This window comes from Amycolatopsis ultiminotia, assembly GCF_039536925.1.
GTDB classification, from domain to species: Bacteria; Actinomycetota; Actinomycetes; order Mycobacteriales; family Pseudonocardiaceae; genus Amycolatopsis; species Amycolatopsis ultiminotia.
The window spans coordinates 44,964-68,077 of the sequence record NZ_BAAAZN010000021.1 but is presented as its reverse complement, the minus strand read 5'-3'; the positions used below and the strand labels follow the sequence as shown (position 1 = coordinate 68,077).

Sequence of the window (23,114 nt, the reverse complement as noted above, 5' to 3'; positions counted from 1 at the left end):
GGAGTGGCGGCCGAAAAGTGGATCGGACAAGAATCAGGGCATCGCGGTCGGGCGGCGGAACAGCTCCGGGGCCTGCTCCCGCTTCGGCAGCGGGCGCAACCGGTAGCTGTAGCGGTAGTCCCGGTCGGCGAACAGCTTGTACGCGTCGTGTGTCTGCGCACCCCAGCTGTCATCGCCGCCGATACCCATCTGCCGGTGGTTCACCCGCAGCACGACCTCCTGACGCGGGGTGAGCTGGTAGTCGTGCAGTGCCCCGCTCGAGAGATCTTCCGGGGTGAAGTGCGAAGCGTTGATCTCCAGCAGCGCCTCTCCCGCAACGAGGAGCCCGGCGCCGCTCGCGTTGGTCAGCGCGACCCACCGCACATCGGTCTTGTTGCCGTTCTCCTGTGGACGGAGGTACCCGGTCCACTGACCGGCCACCGTCGCGGAATACCGGCCGACGTCGGAACCGGTGTTGCGGTCCCAGTGGTTTTCCTCCGGGCCACGGCCGTAGTAGTCGAGGGTGCCGAATTCGCCGGGCAGAAGCAGGATCGTGCCGACCTCGGGCAGATACGGCAGATCCGGTGCACCGGGATGCACGACGTGGTCCAGGTTGATCTCGGCGTTGCCGAAAACCGTGTACGTGGTGGTGTAAGTCGAAACAACCGTGGTCGGCAGGGTACCGCTGACCGTGACGACCACCGCTTCACCGGCGGTCACCGAAACCTTCGTGACCTGACGGTCGGCGCCCGCGTACCGCCAGGTGGCGTTGCGGCTCGACTGCCCGTTGCCGACGTCGTTGTCGGTCGGCGCGCGCCAGAAGTTCGGCACCGGACCGGAAGTCACCAGCGACACACCACCGGCCCGGTAGGACGTGATGAGCCCGGTGTCCTTGGCGATCGACAGGCCGAAATCGCTGCCGGTGATCTCGACGGCCTGATCGGTCTCGTGCACGGTCGGCGGCGGCACCTGTGCCAGCGGCACCGGACGGACGGCCGGACTGCCGAAGTCGACCGGCAGCTGCTGTTTGGCCACCTCGAAGCCGCGCTCCGCCCACGCCGTGGCCGCCTTGGTGGTGAAGGAAAGCCGGAGGAAGTACTCGCCGGCCGGATCGGCCGGTCTGCGCAGTGGCACGGTGATCGCCCGGCTCGACCGGGGTGGCACGTCGAGCTGCGCGGGGGTGAGCCGCCCGCGCTGCACGACCTCGCCGTCTGCGCTGAGCTCCCAAACGCCGTCGTGGGAATTGACGTTGGTGAACAGGTTTTCGTTCGTGATCGTCACCCGGCCTGCGGCCACGTCGTCGCCCGCGGAGACGTTGATCGCCTGGTAGACCTGCTTGACCTCGGCGGCTTTCCCGCTGAGCCGCCGGTCGGCGGTGACGATGCCGTTGCCGCTGAAGTTGCCGTCGTTGGGGTTGTCCCCCCAATCGCCGCCGTAGGACAGGAAAGTCCGTTCGGCCGGCTGCTGCTCGACGTAGCCCGCGGTGGCCGAGTCGAACCAGAGCCGGACCGCCGCCTCGTGCGGATCACGGTTGCCTGCCTCGAGTTCCGCGGCGCTGAGCGCCCGCGCGTAGACCCGGGCGACCCGGATGTGCCCGCTGAACACCCGCTCGGCGTTCTCGAAATCGGTGCCGAGCGTGAGCTGGACGGTGGTGCTGTCCGGGACCCGGTCGGTGTCCGCGTGCGCCACCGCCTTGCCGTCGATGTAGAGCGTCAGCTTCTTCGCCTCGTGGTCGAACACGCCTGCCACGTGGTGTTCGCGGCCCACCCAATCCGCGGGCAACGGCACACTCGCAGCGATCCAATCGCCGGAGTAGATGTGGAACTCGATGCTGTCTTCGGTCTGCTTCAACGCGAACTGGTGGTCGCCCTTCGCGATGAACGGCTGATGGCCGCCGATCGCGTCGGGGGTGGCCCATGCCTCCAGGGTCAGCGAACCGGTCAGGTCAAGGCTTCGGGCGGGCGGCAAGACCGCGGCGCCCGCGAGACCGTGCGCCCGGTCGAACGTCGAGGACGGGGCCAGCTCGGCGGTGCGCGCCGCGGGGCCGGTTTCGGTCAGCAGCTTGCGCTTCGGGGTGGGCCAGTGCAGTGCCTGGTCCACGAAATCCCAGATGAATCCGCCCTGCAGCACCGGATGCGCCCGGATGACGTCCCAGAACTCCTTGAGGTTCCCGGTGGAGTTCCCCATCGAGTGCGCGTACTCGATCATCAGGTAGGGCCGGGGGTCGGCCGGATCGAGCGCGCGTTTCTCGATCGTCTCCGGGGTCGGGTACATCTCGGAGCGGATGTCGCTGATCTCCGGCCGGTCGTCGCCCTCGTACTGGATCACGCGCGTCGCGTCGTAGGAGTGGATCCAGTCGTGCATCGCGACGAAATTGCTGCCGGTACCGGCTTCGTTGCCGAGCGACCAGAGCACCACGCTCGGATGGTTCTTGTCCCGGTGCACCATCGCCTTGGCGCGCGCGACGCATGCGGCCGTCCAGGCCGGATCCGAACCGGGGTACTGATCGCGGACGCCGTGCGTCTCCAGGTTCGTCTCGTCCACGAGGTAGAGCCCGTACTCGTCGGCCAGCTCGTACCAGCCGGGATCGTTGGGATAGTGCGAGGTCCGGACGGCGTTGATGTTGATCCGCTTGATCAGCCGGATGTCCTCGACGAGATCGGCTCGGGTGAGCGCACCACCGCGGACCGGATGGGCTTCGTGCCGGTTCGTGCCGCGCAACGACACCGGCCGGCCGTTGATCCGCATCAGCCCGTCCGCGAGCACGAACTCGCGGAAGCCGACCCGGGCCGACAGCGTCTCGACGACCTTCCCCGCCGGATCACGCAGCACCAGCACGGCGGTGTAGAGGTTCGGCTGCTCCGCCGACCAGAGCTTCGGCCCGGACACGCTCTGGGCCGCCTGCACCGTCACGTCCTGCCCGGCAGGCGCCGAACCGAGGCCGACCGGCTGACGCAGCGGCTGTGGCCAGACCGGTTTCCGGTTCGCGTCGTAGAGCTGGGTTTCCACAGTGTAGTCGCGGTCGTCCGCCGCGCCGTAGTTGCGGACGTTCGCGGTGACCGCGAGGTCGGCGTTGGTGTAGCTGTCGCGCATCCGCGTTTCGAGGCGGAAATCGCGCAGGTGCACGGCCGGCGTGGAGAACAGGTAGACCGACCGGAAGATGCCCGACAGCCGGATCATGTCCTGGTCCTCGAGCCAGTCGCCGTCCGGGAAGCGGTAGACCTCCACGGCGAGCTGGTTGCTCCCCGCGCGGAGATGTTCGGTGATGTCGAACTCGCCGGGGGTGCGTGAATCCTCGCGGTACCCGAGCAGCGTGCCGTTGACCCACACGTAGAAGCCGGACTTCACGCCCTCGAAGTGCAGGAACGTGCGACGGTCCGACCAGCCGGCCGGAACCTGGAAGGACCGCCGGTACTGGCCGACCGGGTTGAACCGGGTCGGGGCGAACGGCGGCTGGGCGTTCTCGTTCTGCCCGTTGGCGCCCCACCACGGGTAGGTGATGTTGACGTAGATCGGGAAGTCGTAGCCGTGCAGCTGCCAGTCGGCCGGAACCGGGATCTCGGCCCACGAGCTGTCGTCGACGTCCTCGCGGTAGAAGTCCGGATCGCGAGCGTCGGGCCGGTCGTAGTGCCGGAACTTCCAGTCGCCGTCGAGGTCCTGCCGGTACGGTGAGCGGGTGCGGTCACCGTCCAGTGCCTGGCCGAGGTCGGCGTAGGGCATCAGGGTGGCGTGCGGTGGTTCACTGCCGACGTCGAAGATCCCGATGTTGTTGTTCCATTCGGGAAAACCGTTGGGCGGCGCGGTCAAGCCCCTCGTCGCCGCGGCGGCGGGACAGGCCAGTGCGGAGAGCGTGGCCGGAAGGGCGAGGGTGCTCAGCAGCGCGGCCCCGCCACCGAGAAAAGCGCGGCGGCTGACCGATCTCCGCGACGCGACCGGCTCCGGCGGCATATGTGACATCGTGCAACCACCCCGTTCCTCGACCCCTCAAAGAGTTACCTCTCGACCAGATGAAGTCAACACTTCTGCGCACAGTCCAACGAAAGTCGTGTTGACTTCTGTTTGATACGACCTCTTGCCGGGCTTCAGCCGAGGACGGGGTGCCGACGTCCGTCCAGGTCAGTCCGGCGGCCGTTCCCGCCCGGATCCGTGATGGTCAGTGCCGCCGCGAGCGGACCGGCCGCGGCAGCAGCGTGCCGTCGGCAAGCGTCTTGGAGCGCCACACCGAACACGAACCAGGAAGTGGGCAACGAGTATGCGCCGTCGGCGAAGGGCCATAGCCAGACCAACGTCGCCACGCAGACGCCCCGCGGTGACCACGAGCTCGTCGGGGAACGCTTGCCGTAGCGGCGCGAGCAGAATCGCGATGCCGCGCACCACGTCCAGACCGGCCATCCGTCCACTTGCGACGGTTACAGGGCAACTCCCGGGGTCGAGCGGATGATCCGGTCCAGCAGCTGCGGGTAACCCAGCCCGTCGGCGTCGAACATCTTCGGCACCTGTGAATTGGCGGTCATCCCCGGCATCGTGTTGACCTCGTTGAGCACCGGTCCGTCCGTGGTCAGGAAAAAGTCGACCCGTGCGATACCGTGGCAGCCAAGCGCCGCATAGACGCGCAGGGCCGCATCGGTCAGCGCATCGGCCTCTTTTTCCTCCAGCTGCGGTGAAATCACGAACACCGCACTTCCGTCGTACTTGGTCGTGGTGTCGAACAGGCCGTCGTCGACGACGATTTCCAGCGGTGGCGCAGTCCGGCGTCCGCGATCCGGGTCGTCGAGCACCGCGACGTCGATTTCGCGGCCGGTCACCACCTGTTCCACCAGCACCCGTTCGTCCAGCTCCAGTGCCGCCTGCAGAGCCGGTTCGAAATCCCGCGCCGTGTCGACGAGGCGGACGCCGAAGCTCGATCCCGCGGCGACCGGCTTGACCACCACCGGCCCGTCGAAAACGATCGGCAGGTCGGCCGCGGTGACCAGTCGGCCCGGCGCAGTGCGCACGCCGACCGCCTCCGCCACCAGTTTTGTCGCCCACTTGTCCATCGCGAGTGCACCTGCCCGCGCGGGCGAGCCGGCACAAGGGATTCCGGCCAGTTCACACAGTGCGGCGATGGTGCCGTCCTCCCCACGCGGCCCGTGCAGCACCGGCAGCACGACGTCGCACCGGGCCAGTACGGTGAGTGCGGCCGCGAGGCTTTCCGACGGCGAGCCGCCGAGCGGCCGGCCGATCGGACCGAGCCACCGGCCGTCTCGGAGAATGGTCAATCCCACCGCCTCGTACCGGCTGGGGTCGAGTGCCGCGCGCACCGAAGCCGCCGAAGCGAGCGAGACTTCGTGTTCACAGTTCTGCCCACCGCCGATCACGGCCACCCGGATCGGCCCGCTCATCGCACGCACCGCCGCACGCGGGAACCGATGCGGGTCACGATCTCGTGCGGAATGGTGCCCGCCCACTCCGCCCAGTCGTCGACGGTCGGTTCACCGTCGTCGCCCGGACCGAACAGCACCGCGTCCGTACCCGGATCGACCGGCTCGTCCCCGAGGTCGAGCACGGTCTGGTCCATCGAGATCAGCCCGGCGACCGGGCGGCGGCGACCGGCCACCAGTGCCTCCGCCCGGCCGGACGCGGTGCGGGGCAGTCCGTCGGCGTAGCCGAGCGGCAGCAGCGCCAAGGTCGTCGGGCGTTCGGTTACTTCGGTGTGGCCGTACCCGATTCCGGTTCCGGCCGGCACTCGCCGCAGCTGGACCACCGGCGCGGTGAGCCGCAGTGCAGACCGCAGACGCGTGCTGCCGGACGGGTCGATGCCCACCAGCCCCACACCGATCCGCACCAGGTCCAGATGCGTACTGGGATCGGTCAGGGTGGCGGCGGTGCCGGCCAGATGCCGTACCTTGGGGCGCAATCCGGCCCGGGTGACCATTTCCGCCCCGCACAGCAACGCCGTCCGCCCGGCCGCGTTCGCCGGATGCCCCGGACGGTCGGCCATCGCGAGATGCCCCATCACTCCCACGACCGTGATCCGCCCGGCCACCTCGGCCCGCCGTGCGGCGGCGACGAGTTCGAACCACTCCTCCGGAGCGGCGCCGTCGCGGGCCATTCCGGTGTCGAGCTGGAGGTGCACGCGGACCGGGCACCCGGAGCGGATGATGGCGTCGAGGTGGCTGACGCTCGGCACGGCCAGGTCGAGCTGGTGCCGGTAGCCGGTCTCGATGTCGCAGTCCACCGGGTTCAGCCAGCTCAGCACCGGTGCGGCGACACCGGCCGCACGCACCGCGACGCCCTCCTCGATCGACGTGACGCCAAGCCACGTCGCCCCGTTCCCGAGTGCGGTCCTGGCCACGTCGGCGAGTCCGTGCCCGAATCCGTCCGCCTTCACCACAGCCATCAGCTCGCCGCGGGTGGTCTCGGCGAATCGGCGGGTGTTGGCGGCGATCGCGGCCAGGTCGATTGCCAAAGTCGGTGCGGACGCCGGGATTCGCAGTCTGCTGACGTTCGGCACTGCCGCGCTCATACCGTCGCCTCGGCTTCCACCGGCCCGTAGCGGGCGTGTCCGGCTCCGGTGAGCAGCGCCCAGTACCGATCGCCGTAGGACCAGTGCCACCATTCGGTGGGATAGTTGACCAATCCGGCTCCGCCGAGCGCATCTGCCAGCAGCGTCCGGTTGCCCCGGGCGGTCGGGTCGACCTCGGCGGCGAAGCAGCAGGCGCCGTCGCTCTGTTCCGGAGTGGCGTCGACCGGCGTGCCCATCCACAGCTCTTCGCCCGCGTCGTCGACCAGGGTGAGATCGACTGCCGCCCCGGCCACATGCGGAGCGACTGCGACCGGTGCGACGAACCGGCTGGCGAGCCGGTTCAGTTCGGCCTCGTCCGCGTCAGGGTGCAGCGCGCGCAGCTGTCCGGTGTACTCGTCGAGGATGGCGCGCTGGTCGGCCACGCTCCGGTGGCCTTCGATGATCCGCAGGTGCACTCCCGGCGGCAGGGCGGACCTCGCCTCGGCCAGCCGCGCAGCCAGGCCGGCCCGCACCCGGACGGCAGGGGCGAACTCCAGCGGGATCAGGGGGTCGCCGTTGTCGCGCACGTGCATCGCATGCACCCTGGGATCGGCCAGCAGGATCGTCATGCGGCAGATGCTAGGAATGCCGGGACCGTGCCCGGCTCACCCGGAAGTACCACCGCACACAGCCGAATGGCCAGTGTCCGCGCCCGCGCCTCGGCCGATCGGCCGAGGCGGGCAGTCCGCTGCAGAGCATTCAGCCTGCGCCCGCGGTCAGCGCGTCCATGGTCAGATCGACGAGCCGATCGGCCTGTTTCCGGGTGCCGTGCTGGGCGGCGTAGGCGAGACCGCCGAGGAGAAGCAGGACGTCGTCCGCGCGGACGTCGGCACGCAGGCTGCCGTCACCGGCACCGGCTTCGAGAAGGGTGCCGACGGCTTCGACGAGCAATGCATGGCTGTTCGCGAACGGGTCCACACCGGAGGTGATCACCGCGTTCAGTGCCGAGGACATCCCGCGCTTCGCCGTGGCGTAGCCGATGAAGTGGGCCAGCCACCGTCGCGTGGCCTCCGCAGGCGGGTGCCGGGCGACCAGTTCGGCCGCCCGCTCGCACACCCGGCTGAGCTGGTGCTGGTAGGCCGCGTCGACGAGCACTTCGCGGGTCGGGAAGTGCCGGTAGAGCGTGCCGACCCCGACCCCGGCCCGCTTGGCGATCGCCGCCGGCGCGGTATCCAGCCCCTCCTCGGCGAAGACCTGCGCAGCGACCTCCAGCAGGCGTGCCCGGTTCTCCAGTGCGTCACTGCGGGTCCGACGGGGTGTGGCAGGCATACCGGGTCCTTCACTGGTTGCATTCCGGAACACGTTCCGGTTAACTGGTAAGCGGAACAGATTCCGTTAAAGCCTAGCCCCGGAGGTCACATGCCCGCCACCACCAGCAAGGACCTCCGCCACTGGTTCATCACCGGGGCCTCCGGCGGACTGGGACGGCAGCTCACCGAACACGCCCTCCACCACGGCGAGCACGTCACCGCCACGGTCCGCCGCGCCGGCGCACTGGACGACCTGCGGGCGGCCCACCCCGGCCGGCTGACCGTCGAACTGCTCGACCTCGCCCGGCCCGCCGAAGTGCAGGAGGTGCTCAGCCGCATCGCCCGGACCGACCCGGTGGACGTCGTGGTGAACAACGCCGGCTACGCGGTCGTCGGCGCGGCGGAGGAGATGACTGTCGAGCAGATCCGCGACCAGGTGGAAGTCCTGCTGCTGGCGCCGATGCTGATCACCCGCGCCTTCCTCGCCCCGATGCGCGAACGCGGCAGCGGCCGGATCGTGCAGATCTCCAGCATGGGCGGGCAGCTCGGCATCCCGACGCACAGCTCGTATCACGCGGGCAAGTGGGGACTCGAAGGCTTCACCGAGAGCGTGGCCCGAGAGGTGGCCGAGTTCGGCGTCCACCTCACCCTCGTCGAACTGGGCGGCACCCGTACCGGTTTCGGCTCGGCACTGCGCTACACCGAGGAAACGACCGCCTACCGTGACACCACCGTCGGCCGGATGCGCCGCCAGCTGGAAACCGCGGACGACAGCGTCTTCACCGGCGATCCGGCCAAAGTCGTCGCAGCCATCCGCGACACCGTCCTCGATCCGGACCCGCCACTGCGGATCACCCTCGGCGCGGACAGCTACTCCGCCGTCCACAATGCACTGTCCGAGCGGCTTTCCGCGCTGGAAGCCCAGAAGGAGCTCGCCGAGTCAGTCGCGTTCACGCACTGACCGCCTCCGCGGAACGCGGCCTACCGTTCCCCCGTTCGCTCATCGAGGGGTGGTCGGCGGTGATCGCTTGGCCGCGACCCCCGCACTCGTTTGAAGGCCACGCTCAACGCGAACGCCCCGGAGTAACCGACCCGCCTGGCGATGGCGTCGACGGTCAAGTCGGTGTCGCGCAACAGTTCGGCGGCGAGGGCGATCCGCCAGCCCGTCAGGTGGGTCATCGGGGGTTCGCCGACCAGCGCCGTGAAGCGGCGGGCGAACGCAGCCCGCGACACCCCGGTCTTCGCGGCGAGCTCGGCCACCGTCCACGGGTACGCCGGACTGTCGTACATCAGCCGCAGAGCGGTGCCCGTCCACGGATCGTCCATCCCCCGACACCAGTCCGGGGCCTCGTCGAACCAGCCGCGCAACGCCGAGACGAGGATCAGATCCAGTAACCGTTCCAGTACCAGCATCTGCCCCGGCCCGGTGCGAGTCACCTCCTCGGCCATCGCTTCCGCCGACGGGACCGCGCTTCCGGCGGCCGGAGCGACCAGGACGGCGGGCAGGGCGTGCAGCAGGTGCCGGCTGAATCCACCACGGCGTTCGAACGCGCCGGTGAGCAGCACAGGTCCCTCGCCGGTGCCCTCGCCGACCGGTCTGCCGCAAGAACGCGTCGGCCCGGTACCGCCGGGGCAGTAGTCGGCTGCGGTGACCGTCCACGTCGGAACCGACGAAGGGGCGTCGGCCACGGCGTAAGGCACGTCACCCCGCACGACGGCGATCTGGCCCTCGGCGATACGCACCGGATCCCGCCCGTCGGCAACCACCCAGGCATGGCCGCGCAGCATCGTGGCGACCATCAGCGGGGCGCCGGTGGACATCCGCAGCGCCCACGGCGTTCGCAGGACCGCCGGCCGGAACACCGCACCGCGACCCCACACGTCCGTCAGCAGCTCGGACACGACGTCCACCGGTCCGAGTGTAGACGGCACGACATCGGCCGGATCGTCCCGAACATGGATCCTCCCGCCACGTACCGGTTGGCTCGGGTCATGAACGCACAACCGATCCTCGTCACCGGGGCCACCGGCAAGTCCGGTCGCCGCGTCGTCGCCCGGCTACGCACCCGCGGGATACCGGTGCGCGCGGCATCCCGCACCAGCGAGCACCGCTTCGACTGGACCGACCCCAGCACCTGGGACGCCGCGCTCGACGGCGTACGCGCGGTTTACCTCGTGCAGCTCAACGGCAGCCGGCTGGTCCGCCCGTTCCTCGACAGCGCGGCACGCCACGGAGTGCGGCGCATCGTCCTGGCCTCGGGCCGCGGCCTCGACGATCCCGACTACATCAAAGGCAGCGGCAAGATCCAGGACGCGGCACTCGACAGCGAGGCCGCCGTACGCGACAGCGGGCTGGAATGGACGATCAGCCGCCCCGGCTGGTTCGCGCAGACCTTCACCGAGGGCATCTACGCCGGCGCTGTCCGCGCTGGTGAGCTGCGGCTGCCCGCCGCCGACGGTGCCGCCAGCTTCGTCGACGCCGACGACGTCGCCGCGGTAGTCGTCGCCGCCCTCACCGAAAAGGGCCATGCGGGCGAGATCTACGAGCTGTCCGGCCCCCGCGCCGTGACCCTCACGGAAGTGGCCGCCACCCTCACCGAAGCCACCGGACGCACCATCCGCTACGTGCCGCTCTCGACGCAGGAGTACATCACCGAGTTGACGGGACAGGGCGTACCGGCCACCGACGCCGAAGCGCTCGCCAACGTGGCCGAATCCCTCCGATCCGGAAAGGACACACCCGTATCGGACGGCGTGCAGCGCGCCCTCAGCCGCCCGCCACGGACGTTCGCCGAAGCCATCCAGGAGGTGCGGTCCCCCGCGGAGTAGAGCGCCCCGACCCTGCCAAACCAGCGACGGATACCACCCTCATGCCGGACGGCGTAGACAACGAGTGAAGAACTTGCGGAACGCGCGGATCACGGTGCTCTCGCACATGCCTCTCACCGACGATCTGGCCGGGACCGGAACGGGTGGCCCATACTGGACTTCCCTCCGGACGCCGACCTGCGGTTCGGGCCCCGTCGGGATCGCCGGAAGCCGGTTACCCGCCTGCCGTCCGGGCGGGCGTCAGCCGGCACGCCTTGGTGTCAAGGTTTCGAGAGCGAGCTGGGCCGTCGCCCCGGTCGTGGACCGTCGGCAGGTTGAATGAGGTCGTCCAGCCGAGGGGGTCTCGGCAACTCGTGATCGGTGGCGGCATCGGATAGCCCGGCAAGAAGTATTGCCAGCGTACGTTGCCACGCAGCGCTTCCGGTCGTGCTCTCCATGCTGCGCTGCACAGCCAGGAGAACGAGAAGAAGATCTTCGGGAACCACACCCGCCCTCAGCACACCCGCATCCTGCCCAGCCCTGATGAGCTTCAGTTGCCGCTGCCGGAGCTGGCGACGCAAGCGGCCCGCAATCTGTGAGTCCGGCAGCGGGAGGGTGAACGTCCGGATCAGGCTGCGATCGACGAGCCCGCGAGCGCATAGGCCCCGCACGTAGGAGAGGATCGCCTCTTCAGGAGCCAACGCGAGCGCCTCGTCAGCGGTGTTCACGTGCTCCTGCAGGCGCTGTTCGATGACGGCTTGGACGAGCTGCGCGCGGTCGAAGTGACGCGAAAGCGTTGCCACGCCGACCCCGGCGGCAGCAGCGACCTCAGACAGCGGTACCTCACAACCATGCTCGGCGAAAACCACCCGCGCAGCGCTGATGATCCGAGCACGACTCTCCATCGCATCTCGTCGTAGCGGCTTCACACCCATGCCGCCACCGTAGCATCCGGAAGTAATGCTTCCATCTTCTCTCGAGCCGCGGTACAGTGCGCAAGATGGAACAGTTTCTTCCACATAGATGACCGGTCGATGCGGAGGCGCGCTCAGCGGAAAGCCGGACGGCGCGGAAGTCCGATGGGTTGCCCGGGTCGAGTTTCGGCTCCTGAGGAGGTGTCACATGGCGACGCCGGTTGGATACGAGTTGTTCGAATCGGTCGAAGTGGAGATCAGCAGGGCCGTGGCGACTGTGCGGTTGTTGACCACAGAACGAGTAGCGGTTCTCAGCGCGCAGGGCTCTCAAGCCGAACTCCACTTCGACCTCGGCCGGGCGCTCGCACGATTGCGGGAGGACGATGCGGTCAGAGTTGTGGTCATCACTGGCATCGACGACGGCGCACCGTGGATTCTGCCGGCTCCACCCTATGCAGAGGGCAACCGGCTCGATCCCGAGCCGGTCGACTTTCCGGATTGGCTGTGGAAAGGGTTCCAGGGTGTGCGGCTGACTCAGCAAACGCTGGCGGAAATGGAGAAGCCGGTGATCGCTCGAGTTAATGGCGACTGTATCGGGTTCGGCCAAAGCATCATGTTCGGCTGTGACCTGATCGCCGCCAGGGAAGATGCGATGGTCGCTGATGTGCATATGGACCTGCAGAAGATCTTTGGGTTTGACACGGTTCCGGGTGACGGCGGAGGCGCGCTGGTACCCCTGCATATGTTCCCGGCCAAAGCGATGGAATACCTGCTTCTGGCGAAACCCTACACGGCCGCCGAACTGGCCAAGATGGGTGCGATCAACTACGCAGTGCCGGCGGCCGAACTGGATCAGGTCGTTGACGACATGGTTCGTCAACTGCTGTCGAAGTCCGCCTATGCGCTTGCGCTGACCAAGCGTGTCGTGAAGAGACGAGTGGCCGAACAGCTTAATTTGAGCCTGGACGCTGCCTCTGCATATGAATGGGTCAACTTCCTTCACTATCGAGGCAGTAACGGCAAACCCAACCTCAATCTCTAGTCAGGAGCCTCGACTTGCGAGCCATTGTCTACACTCGCCCCGGCACCTCCGACGTGCTGTCTCTGGCCGAGCGCGACATTCCCGAGCCCGGTCCGGGCGAGGTCCGGGTCCGCCTGATGCGTTCCGGAGTCAATCCCACCGATTGGCGATTCCGAATCCGGCCGTTGTCGTTCGATGAAGTGACGCCGGGTCAAGACGGTGCCGGCGTCGTCGACGCGGTGGGGCCACAGGTAGCCAATTTTGCGGTTGGCGATCGCGTCTGGCTGATTCTCGCCCAGCATGAAAAGCCTTTCGGTACAGCAGCTGAGTACGTAGTGCAACCGACCAGCCGCGTCGCGCCTTTACCCGACGGAGTGAGTTTCGACGTCGGTGCCGCCATCGGGGTTCCGGCCCTGACTGCGCATCGTGCTCTGACAGTGCACGATCGCGGCCCCTCGCATCTAGCGCCAGGCGCGATGACCGGACTGACCGTCCTGGTACAGGGCGGTGCAGGCGCGGTGGGCAACGCCGCAGTCCAGTTGGCGCGCTGGTCGGGCGCAACCGTCGTGACAACGGTGAGTTCCACCAGGAAGGAATCGTTGGCAAAGGCCGCCGGTGCCCATCATGTGATCAACTATCGGCAAGGCGACACCGAGAGCGCGGTACGCGCGGCCGCGCCGGACGGCGTGGACTTGGTGGTGGAGGTCGCTCCAGCCCAGAACAACGCACTGGACCTTGCTGTGGTGAAAACCGGCGGAACCGTATCGATCTACGCCAAGAACGGGGGCGACGAATACTCGGTACCCATTTTGGAAACCTATTTCAAGAACCTCCGATACCAGTACCTTGTCTTGTACTCCCTGCACGCCGAGGCACTGGCGCAGGCGGCGAGTGACGTGACGGCAGCCATCGCCGCTGGTGGCTTCCGCATCGGCGAGGACGCCGGGCTCCCGATCCAGCACTTTCCCCTCGCAGAAGCCGCGGTGGCGCAGGACGCGGTCGAACAAGGAGCGGTCGGCAAAGTTCTCTTGGACATAGCGGAGACCTGATTGCGACGGGGTGGGGCTGGCAATGGGCCGCGAGCAGGTGCAGGCACTGGAGACGGACCCGGCCGTCGCTGCCGATCACTTTCGACAAGACCGAGAAACGCACCCACGACTACGTGCGGCACGGCGTGACCAACCTGTTCGCCGCGGTGAACGTCGGCATCGATGAGGTCACCGGCGAGTGCTGCCCCGTCCGAGACGCCGCCACTTTCCGAAAAGGGTGGTGAAACCCCACGCCGGCAAGGAGATCCACGTCGTACTGGACACCCTGTCCACCCACCCCGTCCCCGGCATCCGGCCATGGCGCGGAGGAGCATCCGAACGTCCGGTCCACCTCACCGCTGAAGGCGCCGCGTGGGTCAACCAGATCAAGACCTGGTTCGCCGGTCACCACCGGCCAATCCGTCCGGCACGGCGCCTCCGCCAGCGTCAAGGTCCTGATCACGCAGATCCGCAACTGCGTCACCCGCGGCAACGCCAACCCCAAGCTGCTACACGGTCTTTCCGTTTGCGGTTTCGGGAGCGGCAATCCGGTTCGTGCGACCGACCGCGCGGCCCACCGTGTTGCGTACCACGAGGCCTGATCGGGTGCTGGGCACCAGGAGTCTGGAGAGCAGGCCGACGCGTCGCTGCCGCGGTCGTACTTCGCGGCGAAGCCGCGATTCGTAGGCAGCGAAGGCGCGGGCGTGATCGCCGTGGTGGGAGCCGAATTCTTCCGCGAGGGCATACGCTCCTGCCATCGCCATGCTGGACCCGTCGCCCAGCAGGGCAGTGGCCGCCGCCGCATCGCCGAGCAGTACGACCCGTCCGCGGGACCACGAGGGCAACCGGACGGTCGTCAGAGGGTCGAAAAACGGGGCTGGGTGCTCGAGGTAGGCCGCCACGAGTTCCGGCGCCCGCCACCGCACATCGGCGTACGCATCGGCCACAGTTTGCTTGTGGAGAGCGATGTTTTTGCGGTCGTGGGGCGCAGGCCGGGCGGCCCGGAAGGTGAAGATCGCGAGCGGCGTGGTGCGCGAGGGGTGGACGACCAGCATCCGGTTCGGCACGGTCAGCATTGTCAGCTCGCTCGGGTCGTCGATGGCGCCGGGTTCCAGCGGGACGGTCGCACCGTAGAGACCCAGGTCGCGCACGAACTGCTGCTCGGGCCCGAACACCAGACGCCGGATGGTGGAGTGCATCCCATCGGTGCCGACCACCAAGTCGAAACGCCGTGGCGCGGACCGTCGAAAGGTGACGTCGACCCCGCCTTCGTCCTGATCGAGTCCGGTGACGGTGTCGTCGAACACGAACTCGGCATCGCCCTGCGCCGACCGGTGCAGTACCTCGGACAGGTCGGCCCGGGTCACCTCGACCGTCGGCGCCCCTGCCGAGGAGGGAAGCCGCAGGACTGGTTTGCCTGCCGGGTCGAGCAGGGTCAGCGACCGATTGCGGGTGGCGAGCTCGCGCAGCTGCGGAAGGATGTCCATACGCTCGGCGACCGGTATCGCGGGCCCCTTCACGACGATCGCGCTGCCACCGGAGCGCAGCTGCCGGGCATGCTCGACGACGGTCGGCCGGTATCCATTCCGCGCGAGCCAGTACGCGAGCGTGGGCCCGGCGATTCCGGCACCGACGATCAGCACCTCGGGCTTGTTCATGACAGGACCTCTCGGAGCGTCGACGACCGCGTTCCCGGCCGTCTAGGTACGATTGATTTCGTACTCGAGTAGAACACGCCACTGAGGTACGATGCAAGGCGTACCTGAAGGAGGTGTCCGTGGCCGGAACGAACCTGGTCGGTCCCGAGGTCGATGCGCTCGAGCTGGGCGTGGTGCTGCGCGCTCTCGCCGATGAGCACCGTCGTTCGGTGATGACGGAGTTGGCCGCCGACCGCACCGACAGCGAGCGAGGCTGTAACTCGTTCGCGCTCCCGATCTCGAAGCAGACCCAGACCCACCACTTCCGGGTCCTGCGCGAAGCAGGCCTCATCGACGAGATCGACTACGGCAACCGCAAGGGCATCCGCCTACGACGCACAGACGTCGACAGCAGATTTCCCGGGCTGCTCGCACTCCTGGAAGCCGAACACCGGGACGGTACTGCCCCTCACTGAACAAAGCCCCTCGCCTCACGGCCGGCGCAGGCCAAGCTCGATCGCTCCACCACGAAGGTTGTCGCCAGCGGACTGTGAAGACGCGCGGCGATACAGCCGGGACGCCCACAACACCGCGGGATTCCGGGGTCGCTTACCCATCGCGAGGCGGCGCGCAACGCCCGCACCCAGGCCACAAGGCCGACCAGCTGGGTGTGCCGGCGGGCGTTCGTGTCGACGGCCACCGGGAGCCGCCCGACGCCACCGCCGAGGCCCACACCCGCAACTGATTCCACACCGACGACGGCTACCTCGTGATCTCCGACCGAACGAAGGACGTCACGTCTCCGACGGCGAGACCGTGCCGTCCATCGAGACCGCGAACGCGCTGATGTCGCACCCGGCCGTCAAGGAGGCCACCGTCATCGGCATCCCGGACGAGAAGTGGGGCGAACTGGTCACCACGCTCGTGATGACCGACGGCACCGCCCAGCAACTGATCACCCACTGCCACAAGTCACCAGCGGGCTACAAGTGCCCCAAACGCATCGAGTTCGGCACCGAGCTGGACGCAAGGCGCCGGCAGACGGTCCGCGACATCCCCAAACGACACGACGAGCCGGTGCGCCGCTGGACGGCATGAGCTCCTCGAAACGGGTGCTCGTCGACGTGCTGCAGCTCGACCCACGGCCGGAACGGTTGGCGAAGTGGCACGTTGTGATCCGCCGGCAGGAACCTGCCCGCTCCGGGGAGAAGATCCTGCGCCGGCGTGACTGTCCGCGGCCAGAACGAACTGGCCACTACCGCACGCCTGAGCTCGACAAGCTCAGCCAGGACATCGTCAAGAGACACCCCCCGGAACCGACACACCAAGATCATCTCAACGTCCACGACCATCCCACCAGGCGCTCAGCTCACAGGTGAACAGCTACCCAGGACGCTGCGGCGCGGGCCGGTACCGCGGTTCGTCAACTGGCACCTCCGGCTTCGCTCAGCGACTCGGCCGGATGCGGGGTGGCCGATAGCGTCCCATTCCGAGGTGCAACTCCCTGCCCTCCCGGAACGTATTCAGCCGCTCCTTCCGAGGTGATGACGTGCCCGACGTCGATCAGACGACTTCCAGTTTGGCGGATCCCGGTTTCCCGGTGTTCGACCCGGACAACCTGCTCCGGAACGTGCTCGGGATAGAGCCCGAACCGCTGCCCGACTTCGATTCCCCGGCGCTGACGCCGATGCGGGTCCCGTTGCGGGAGGCCACGGTCGGGCTGCTGGTGTCCTCCGGCGCCTACTTCCCGGACCAGCCGCGGCTGAAGCAGCACAGCGACCTGTCCTACCGGCTGTTGCCAAGGGAACGCGACTTGGACGAGGTGCTGTTCGGGCACATGACCCCGATCCGCGCCTTCGCCCTCGCCGACCCCAACGTGGCCTACCCGAGGGACACCATGCTCGATCTGGAACGGGACGGCGTCATCGGCCGGTACGCGGACAACGCCGTGTCGATGACCGGCTCGATCAGCCAGTTCGACGAGCTGGCGACCGAGGTGGCTCCCCGGATCGCCGAGGAGTTCAAGGCCATGGGCGTCGACCTGGTGCTGGTGGTGCCGTTCTGCCCGCAGTGCCACGTGGCCTTCGGGGTCCTGGCCCGCGCGCTCGAACGGCGGGGACTCCCGACCACCAGCATCACCACGCTGTACAAACACGCCAATTACCTGAAGCCGCCTCGTGCCTCGTTCCTCGACTTCCCGCTGGGGTGCACGGCCGGGCGGCCGCGGGAGAAGGCGCAGCAGCGGGAGATCGTCAAGGCCGCGCTGCAGCACGCCGAGCAGGCCGGGCCGGACTGGGAACTGAACCGGCTGCCGTTCCGGTGGGCCGCGGACGGCAACCGCGACTGGGAAGCCCTCGTCGCGGACGTTTACCGCGTCGACAACGAGATCCGCGGTGCCGTCCGGACGAATGCGGCGGCCCACACGCAGGTCCTGGGCGGTGGGAACGAGCATGAGTTCGCCATCAGGTGTGCCTGCTGACCGCGTCGAACAAAAGGGAAGTGCGCGGCATGCGTATCAGCAATCTTGACGGCCGGCTCGTGCTCAAGCACCCGGACGGCGTCACCGATGTCGAGGCAGCCGGCGACGGGCGGTTCTGCGCAGACCCGCAAGCCGTGTTCTCCCGCTGGGACGAGTTCACCGCCTGGGCCGTCGACCTCCGCAATCCCCGAATCGAGCCCTGCGACCCGAGCCGCCTCAAGGCACCCGTGCCGCGCCCCTCGCAGGTGTTCGCGATCGGGATGAACTACGCCGACCACGCTGCGGAGGGCGGCCTGCCGCTGCCACCCGAACCGGCCGTGTTCACCAAGTTCCAGACCTCCATCGCCGGCCCGAACGACGAGGTGAAGCTGCCGACGTCCACAGTGGACTGGGAGGCGGAGCTGGTGGTCGTCATCGGACGGCGCGCGGTCCACGTCGACGCGGCACGGGCCTGGGAGCACGTCGCGGGCGTCACGGTCGGGCAGGACCTGTCCGAACGGACCCGTCAGCTCATCGGCACCCCGCCCCAGTTCAGCATCGGCAAGTCCTTCCCGGGCTTCGGTCCCATCGGACCCGAGATCGTCACGTCCGACGAGCTCACCGATCGCGACGATCTCGAGATCGGCTGCAGTGTGAACGGCGAGGTCGTCCAGCACGCCCGCACCGGCGACCTCATCTTCCCGGTGGCCTCCCTGATCGAGCGGCTCTCCGCGATCCTCCCGCTGACCCCTGGCGACCTCATCTTCACCGGTACGCCGTCCGGCGTCGGGCACAGCCGATCACCGCGGCGCTACCTCGCGCCCGGCGACGTCCTCGAGACCTGGATCTCCGACGTCGGCCGCCTTCGCACCACGTTCGCCGAAGGTCCCCGGCACGTCGCACGCACTGCCTGAATCGGAGGGAACAGCCCATGCCACTGCACAACTTGAACGCGCTGACCATCGGGGTACCGGACTCGACGGCCGTCCGCGGCTATTACGAGGACTTCGGACTCGTCAGCGAGGACGGCGGCTGGCTGTCGACGGCCGACGGCGGCAAGCAGCTCCGCCTGGTCCCGGCCGCGCGCCGGCAGCTGCTGCGCATGGAGATCGGGGTCGACGATCCCGACGACATCGGCCGGATCGCCGGCCGGCTCCGGCGCATCGACGTCACCGTTTCCCAGCCCTCCCCAGACTCCGTGACGGCCGTCGAGCCGGTCACCGGGGTCGAGGTCACGGCCACGGCGACCCGGCGGCTGGTCCAGCATCCGTCCCCGGACGCCGCGCACAACCAGCCAGGAGTCATCGAGCGGCCGGAAGCCCGCGCGCCCGCGATCCTGCGCGAAGGCAAGGTGCGGCCCCGCAAACTCGGCCACGTGGTGATCGGGTCCGTCGACCAGGCCACCAGCCAGCGGTTCTTCACCGACGGCTTCGGGCTGAAAGTGTCCGACGAGGTCCGCGACACCGCGGCGTTCATGCGGTGCTCGTCCGACCACCACAACGTGCTGGTCCAGCGGGCGCCGGTGAACTTCCTGCACCACACCGCCTGGCAGGTCGAGGACGTCGACGAAATCGGGCGCGGCGCGATGGCGATGCTCGAGGACAATCCCGAGCGCCACGCGTGGGGGCTGGGACGCCACTTCATCGGCTCCAATTTCTTCTGGTACCTCAGGGATCCGGCGGGGATGTTCTCCGAGTACTACTCCGACCTCGACTGCATCGTCGACGACGCGCTGTGGTCCCCGCAGGTCTGGGACGACGACAAGGCCAACTACAGCTGGGGCCCGCCGCTTCCGCCGTCCTTCGTCCGCCCGGAGGACCTTGCCGCCCACATGACCGGGGCGCACGGCAAACCATGAGCCGGTACCGCGAAGGACTGACCCTGGGCGAAGGCCCACGGTGGCATGACGGCGCGCTGTGGGTCTCGGACCCCCAGAAGGGCGGGATCTGGACCGACAACGGCGGCACCTGGGCCTTCACCCCGCTGGCCGCGCAGCCGAACGGGTTGTGGTTCCTGCCCGACGGCCGCTTGGTCGGCGCGATCATGCGGGAAAAGAGAGTCGGGCTCTGGGACGGAGCCGGTTTCGGGGCGTACGCCGACCTGTCCGGCGTCGCCGCGGGACCGTTGGGAGACATGGTCGGCGACCGTCACGGCGGCCTTTATGTCGACGATGTCGGCTACGCCGCGCACCTCGGTGAGCAGCCGCGACCGGGCCGCTTGATCCATGTGACTCCGGACGGGCGGGCGACGGTGGCGGCGGAAGACGTCGAGTTCCCGAACGGGCTGGCGATCATCGGCGACGGCCGGACCCTGGTCGTCGCCGAAACCTGGGCCCAGCGGCTGACCGCTTTCACCATCGGTGCGGGCGGAGCGCTCAGCGACCGGAGGCTGTTCGCCGACCTCGCCGCGGTGGTGCACCCCGAGGCACGACCCGACGGGATCTGTGCCGCCGCGCACGGCGTCTGGGTCTGCACGCTCAGCGCCCACACGGTCGCCCTCGTCGACGAATCCGGCCTGCTGGACCGGATCGGCACGGGTGACGGCCAGCCGGTTGCGTGCTGCCTCGACCCGGCGGGCCGGCTCTTCGTGACCGTGGCCGAAACCGGCGGCCGCTCCGTCCTGGAGGCAGTCGCCGCCAGGACCTTGAAAACCCATGTCGATGTGCACGAACCAGGCGTGCGCCGCTGAGGAGAATTAGAGATGACCACTACTGAAGACGGCAGCCGGCCCGGCCCCGCGGCGGACTCGCGCACCCTCGAAGAGCACTTGCAAAACCTGCGTCGCGTGCAGCTGTACATGATCCGGATGGACATGCCCCATCCCGTGGACGCGCCGCTGGACTATCTGTCTCGCCATCTCCGGGAACACATCCTCTGGCTCGAAGAGCAGGAGGAGAACGGTGTTCTGTTCCTGTCCGGAGCCAACGCCGCCGGCGACCAGTGGGACGGCAGTGGCACCGCCATCGTCAGGGCACCTTCCCTGGAAGCCGCGGTGGCCATCTCCGACACCGAGCCGTTCCACCGCGAAGGCCTCCGAACGAACACCGTGCACGGCTGGCAGCTGAACGAGGGAACCGTCCGGCTCAGCTTCAGCCTGCTCACCGACAGGTTCAGCCTCGGCTGAGCGGCGCGGCGTCCCCATCCATCCACACCGGACTCGAGGGTGATATGAACAGCATGGACGACGGCGTGGTCGATGTCGCCGTAATCGGTTGCGGGACAACAGGTCTGGCGCTCGCCCGGCTGCTGGAGGCCGAGGGCCTGCGGATCGCGGTCATCGACCGCGGCCGGATGCCGATGGCCCGTCCCCGCGCGACCCATGTCGACGACGAGACGATGAGAGCGTTCCAGACACTCGGTGTGCGGCACCTCGAGAAGGACTTCTCGCTGATGGGCATCTACCGCCACTACGACTCGAAGTGGCGCGTCGTGATGCAGATGGCGATGAACCGGGGACTCACCGAGCAGGGCTGGCAGTCGGACTACATGTTCCACCAGCCCGACTTCGAGGCCGTGTTGCGCGGCAAGATCCACAGCTACGCCGAGGCGAGCACGTACTTCGGCTGGGAGGTCACCGCGCTGGAGGACGCGGGCGACGGCGTACTGGTGCACGTCCGCGAGACCGCCACCGCCCACGACCGCCAGATCCGGGCGAAGTTCGTGGTGGGGTGCGACGGCGCCAATTCGAGCGTGCGCGGGTTCATGGGCTGCACGCAGATCGATCACCACGCGACCCACCGATCCCTGATCATCGACATCACTCCCTTTGTCACCAACGAAAAGCTCACCGGTCGCGATGCCTTCATCCAGGCAGCGATCCGCAATCCGCTGACGTTCACGCCGATCGCCGCGCCCCGCCTGCGGCTCGAGCTGATGCTTCGCCCGGATGACGACGCGGCGGCTTTCGAGCGGACCGAGAAGGCGTACGAACTGCTGTCGCCCTGGTTCAGCCCGGACCAGTACCGGCTGCTGCGCTGCGACGTCTACGAGTGGCGGTCGCTCACGGCCGGCCCGTGGTGCGCCGGCCGGGTCCTGCTCGCCGGGGATTCCGCCCACACCATGCCGCCCCACCTCGGCCAAGGGATGTGTTCCGGCATCAGGGACGCCACGAATCTCGCCTGGAAGCTCGGCCGGGTGATCCGGGGCAAGTCGCCGATCGAGTTGCTGGACACCTACGAGACCGAGCGCCGTCCGCATGTGGACGCGTACACGAAGCTGTCCGCGCAGCTGGCGAACAAGATCGAGGCCTTGGTGGCGGCGGAGGAGGACCCGCCCGTGTTCCGGGCCGAAGCGCTGCGCCCGCGGCTGGGCCCGGGTGTCCGCGACGATACGAACGAACTCGCCGGAACACTGAGCGCCCAGCCGAGAACCGCTGGTGGCCGGCTCCTCGACGACGTCGTGGGCTACCGCTTCGCCGTGGTGGGGGATCCCGCAGTCCTTTCCGGGACCAGTGATCGGACGAAGACGCTGCTGGACTCGCTCGGCGTCCATGTCCTCGAGGAGTTCTCCGGTGAAATCCGGGACTGGGTAACGAGTCTGGGCGTCACAGCCGTGATCATCAGGCCCGATCGATACCTTTTCGGCGCTGCCGCCGATTCGGCCGAATTGAACGCTTTGGCCGCCACGCTCGAGACCACGTTGCTGCCGTCCGCCGTACCGGCCTCGTAGAAGAAAGGATTGGCACGATGCTCAAGAAGGACGCACACCTGCTCGTCATCGGCGGAGCACGTGGCCTGGGGTTCGAACTGGCCCGGACCGCGGCGGAACAAGGCGCGCGAGTGACGGTCACCGGGCGGGACGCGGACGTCGCCGCCGCCCGCGCCGCCGAACTCGGCCCGTCGGCCCGCGGTCTGGCCTGCGACCTCCTGGACGCCGGCTCCGTCGGCCGGTTGTTCGGCGACCTCGACGTGGTCGACCACTTGGTGCTGACCGCCATCGAACGGGACCACAACACCGCGGCCGACTTCCGCGCGGACGCCGCCGCGCGCATGATGCTCATCAAGACGGTCGGCTACGCGAACGCCGTCGCGCACGCACTGCCCAAGCTCGATCCGGGCGGCTCGGTCGTGATGTTCAGCGGCCTGTCCATGTGGCGGCCCTCGCCGGGTTCCACGACCATGTCGATGGCCAACTCCGCCATTCCCGGCCTGGTGAACTCGCTCGCGGTCGAGATCGCCCCGGTGCGGGTGAACGCCATCACGCCCGGCACGGTCGCGGGAACGGAGGCAATCGACAACGCAGACCCGATCCGCGCCGAATTCTTCGAAGCGCAGCGCCTGCGCACGCCGGCGAAACGCCTGCCCACCCCGCAGGACATCGTCGCGGCGGTGCTGTTCCTGCTGACCTGTTCCAGCGTCAATGGCGAGAACCTCGTCGTGGACGCGGGAGCGCACCTGCTCTAGCGCAGCGGATATCCGAAAGTGCCCGGCAATGCGGATCAGCAGCTACCGGGGGTCCGACGGTGTCGGGCGAGTGG

Annotated in this window: 21 protein-coding genes; 13 read left to right on the top strand and 8 right to left on the bottom strand. The window is 68.3% G+C overall.

Features of this window, described 5'->3' with window-relative positions; translation table 11 throughout:
- Window positions 1–33: 33 nt before the first annotated feature.
- From ABD793_RS35070 to ABD793_RS35050, 5 genes are all read right to left on the bottom strand, one after another.
- Complete coding sequence (locus ABD793_RS35070; protein WP_344867634.1) at window positions 34–3,927, bottom strand: glycoside hydrolase family 2 TIM barrel-domain containing protein; 3,894 nt, start codon at window positions 3,925–3,927, stop codon at window positions 34–36.
- 461 nt (window positions 3,928–4,388) lie between these two features.
- On the bottom strand, window positions 4,389–5,360 hold the full coding sequence (locus ABD793_RS35065) for a D-alanine--D-alanine ligase family protein (protein ID WP_344867633.1): 972 nt from the start codon (window positions 5,358–5,360) through the stop codon (window positions 4,389–4,391).
- On the bottom strand, window positions 5,357–6,484 hold the full coding sequence (alr, locus tag ABD793_RS35060) for an alanine racemase (protein WP_344867632.1): 1,128 nt from the start codon (window positions 6,482–6,484) through the stop codon (window positions 5,357–5,359). Before alr ends, ABD793_RS35065 begins: the two co-directional genes overlap by 4 nt.
- A complete protein-coding gene (locus ABD793_RS35055; RefSeq protein ID WP_344867631.1) occupies window positions 6,481–7,092 on the bottom strand; it encodes a M15 family metallopeptidase in 612 nt (203 codons plus the stop codon). The genes alr and ABD793_RS35055 overlap by 4 nt, the downstream gene beginning before the upstream one ends.
- Window positions 7,093–7,222: 130 nt before the next feature.
- Window positions 7,223–7,792 carry a TetR/AcrR family transcriptional regulator gene (locus ABD793_RS35050; RefSeq protein WP_344867630.1) on the bottom strand — a complete coding sequence of 190 codons (570 nt, stop codon included), beginning with the start codon at window positions 7,790–7,792 and terminating at the stop codon, window positions 7,223–7,225.
- 90 nt (window positions 7,793–7,882) lie between these two features.
- Between ABD793_RS35050 and ABD793_RS35045 the strand changes: the two genes are divergently transcribed.
- On the top strand, window positions 7,883–8,734 hold the full coding sequence (locus ABD793_RS35045; RefSeq protein ID WP_344867629.1) for an SDR family oxidoreductase: 852 nt from the start codon (window positions 7,883–7,885) through the stop codon (window positions 8,732–8,734).
- A gap of 20 nt (window positions 8,735–8,754) precedes the next feature.
- Here ABD793_RS35045 and ABD793_RS35040 read toward each other — a convergent pair whose 3' ends face one another.
- Window positions 8,755–9,684, bottom strand: a complete 930-nt coding sequence (locus ABD793_RS35040) for an AraC family transcriptional regulator (protein ID WP_344867628.1) — start codon at window positions 9,682–9,684, stop codon at window positions 8,755–8,757.
- Between the two features lie 81 nt (window positions 9,685–9,765).
- Between ABD793_RS35040 and ABD793_RS35035 the strand changes: the two genes are divergently transcribed.
- A complete protein-coding gene (locus ABD793_RS35035) occupies window positions 9,766–10,602 on the top strand; it encodes an NAD(P)H-binding protein (RefSeq protein ID WP_344867627.1) in 837 nt (278 codons plus the stop codon).
- Between the two features lie 260 nt (window positions 10,603–10,862).
- Here the strand turns inward: ABD793_RS35035 and ABD793_RS35030 are convergent, their stop codons facing one another.
- Window positions 10,863–11,516: a TetR/AcrR family transcriptional regulator gene (locus ABD793_RS35030; protein WP_344867626.1), complete on the bottom strand. Its 654-nt coding sequence runs from the start codon at window positions 11,514–11,516 to the stop codon at window positions 10,863–10,865.
- A gap of 187 nt (window positions 11,517–11,703) precedes the next feature.
- Here ABD793_RS35030 and ABD793_RS35025 point away from each other — a divergent pair, with 187 nt between their 5' ends.
- Both ABD793_RS35025 and ABD793_RS35020 read left to right on the top strand, forming a co-directional pair.
- A complete protein-coding gene (locus ABD793_RS35025) occupies window positions 11,704–12,537 on the top strand; it encodes an enoyl-CoA hydratase/isomerase family protein (RefSeq protein ID WP_344867625.1) in 834 nt (277 codons plus the stop codon).
- 14 nt (window positions 12,538–12,551) lie between these two features.
- Window positions 12,552–13,565: an NADPH:quinone reductase gene (locus ABD793_RS35020; protein ID WP_344867624.1), complete on the top strand. Its 1,014-nt coding sequence runs from the start codon at window positions 12,552–12,554 to the stop codon at window positions 13,563–13,565.
- A 488-nt stretch (window positions 13,566–14,053) separates the two neighbouring features.
- Here the strand turns inward: ABD793_RS35020 and ABD793_RS35015 are convergent, their stop codons facing one another.
- Window positions 14,054–15,202 (bottom strand): FAD-dependent monooxygenase, encoded by a 1,149-nt coding sequence (locus ABD793_RS35015; protein ID WP_344867623.1) that lies wholly within the window; start codon window positions 15,200–15,202, stop codon window positions 14,054–14,056.
- A 119-nt stretch (window positions 15,203–15,321) separates the two neighbouring features.
- Between ABD793_RS35015 and ABD793_RS35010 the strand changes: the two genes are divergently transcribed.
- The 9 genes from ABD793_RS35010 to ABD793_RS34970 all read left to right on the top strand — a co-directional run bounded on the left by ABD793_RS35010 (window position 15,322) and on the right by ABD793_RS34970 (window position 23,040).
- The gene (locus ABD793_RS35010) at window positions 15,322–15,657 is read left to right on the top strand and encodes an ArsR/SmtB family transcription factor (protein WP_344867622.1); all 336 of its coding nucleotides are present in this window, start codon (window positions 15,322–15,324) and stop codon (window positions 15,655–15,657) included.
- Between the two features lie 340 nt (window positions 15,658–15,997).
- Window positions 15,998–16,279, top strand: coding sequence for an AMP-binding enzyme (locus ABD793_RS35005; RefSeq protein WP_344867621.1), 282 nt, complete (start codon window positions 15,998–16,000; stop codon window positions 16,277–16,279).
- A 451-nt stretch (window positions 16,280–16,730) separates the two neighbouring features.
- A complete protein-coding gene (locus ABD793_RS35000) occupies window positions 16,731–17,660 on the top strand; it encodes a glycine/sarcosine/betaine reductase selenoprotein B family protein (RefSeq protein WP_344867619.1) in 930 nt (309 codons plus the stop codon).
- A 29-nt stretch (window positions 17,661–17,689) separates the two neighbouring features.
- Entirely contained in the window at window positions 17,690–18,553 is an 864-nt protein-coding gene (locus tag ABD793_RS34995) for a fumarylacetoacetate hydrolase family protein (RefSeq protein WP_344867618.1), read from the top strand.
- A 17-nt stretch (window positions 18,554–18,570) separates the two neighbouring features.
- A complete protein-coding gene (locus ABD793_RS34990) occupies window positions 18,571–19,497 on the top strand; it encodes a VOC family protein (protein ID WP_344867617.1) in 927 nt (308 codons plus the stop codon).
- A complete protein-coding gene (locus ABD793_RS34985) occupies window positions 19,494–20,327 on the top strand; it encodes an SMP-30/gluconolactonase/LRE family protein (RefSeq protein ID WP_344867616.1) in 834 nt (277 codons plus the stop codon). The genes ABD793_RS34990 and ABD793_RS34985 overlap by 4 nt, the downstream gene beginning before the upstream one ends.
- A 12-nt stretch (window positions 20,328–20,339) precedes the next feature.
- Window positions 20,340–20,762, top strand: coding sequence for a YciI family protein (locus ABD793_RS34980; RefSeq protein ID WP_344867615.1), 423 nt, complete (start codon window positions 20,340–20,342; stop codon window positions 20,760–20,762).
- 44 nt (window positions 20,763–20,806) lie between these two features.
- On the top strand, window positions 20,807–22,306 hold the full coding sequence (locus ABD793_RS34975) for a bifunctional 3-(3-hydroxy-phenyl)propionate/3-hydroxycinnamic acid hydroxylase (RefSeq protein ID WP_344867614.1): 1,500 nt from the start codon (window positions 20,807–20,809) through the stop codon (window positions 22,304–22,306).
- A 17-nt stretch (window positions 22,307–22,323) separates the two neighbouring features.
- The gene (locus ABD793_RS34970) at window positions 22,324–23,040 is read left to right on the top strand and encodes an SDR family oxidoreductase (protein WP_344867613.1); all 717 of its coding nucleotides are present in this window, start codon (window positions 22,324–22,326) and stop codon (window positions 23,038–23,040) included.
- Window positions 23,041–23,114: the final 74 nt, after the last annotated feature.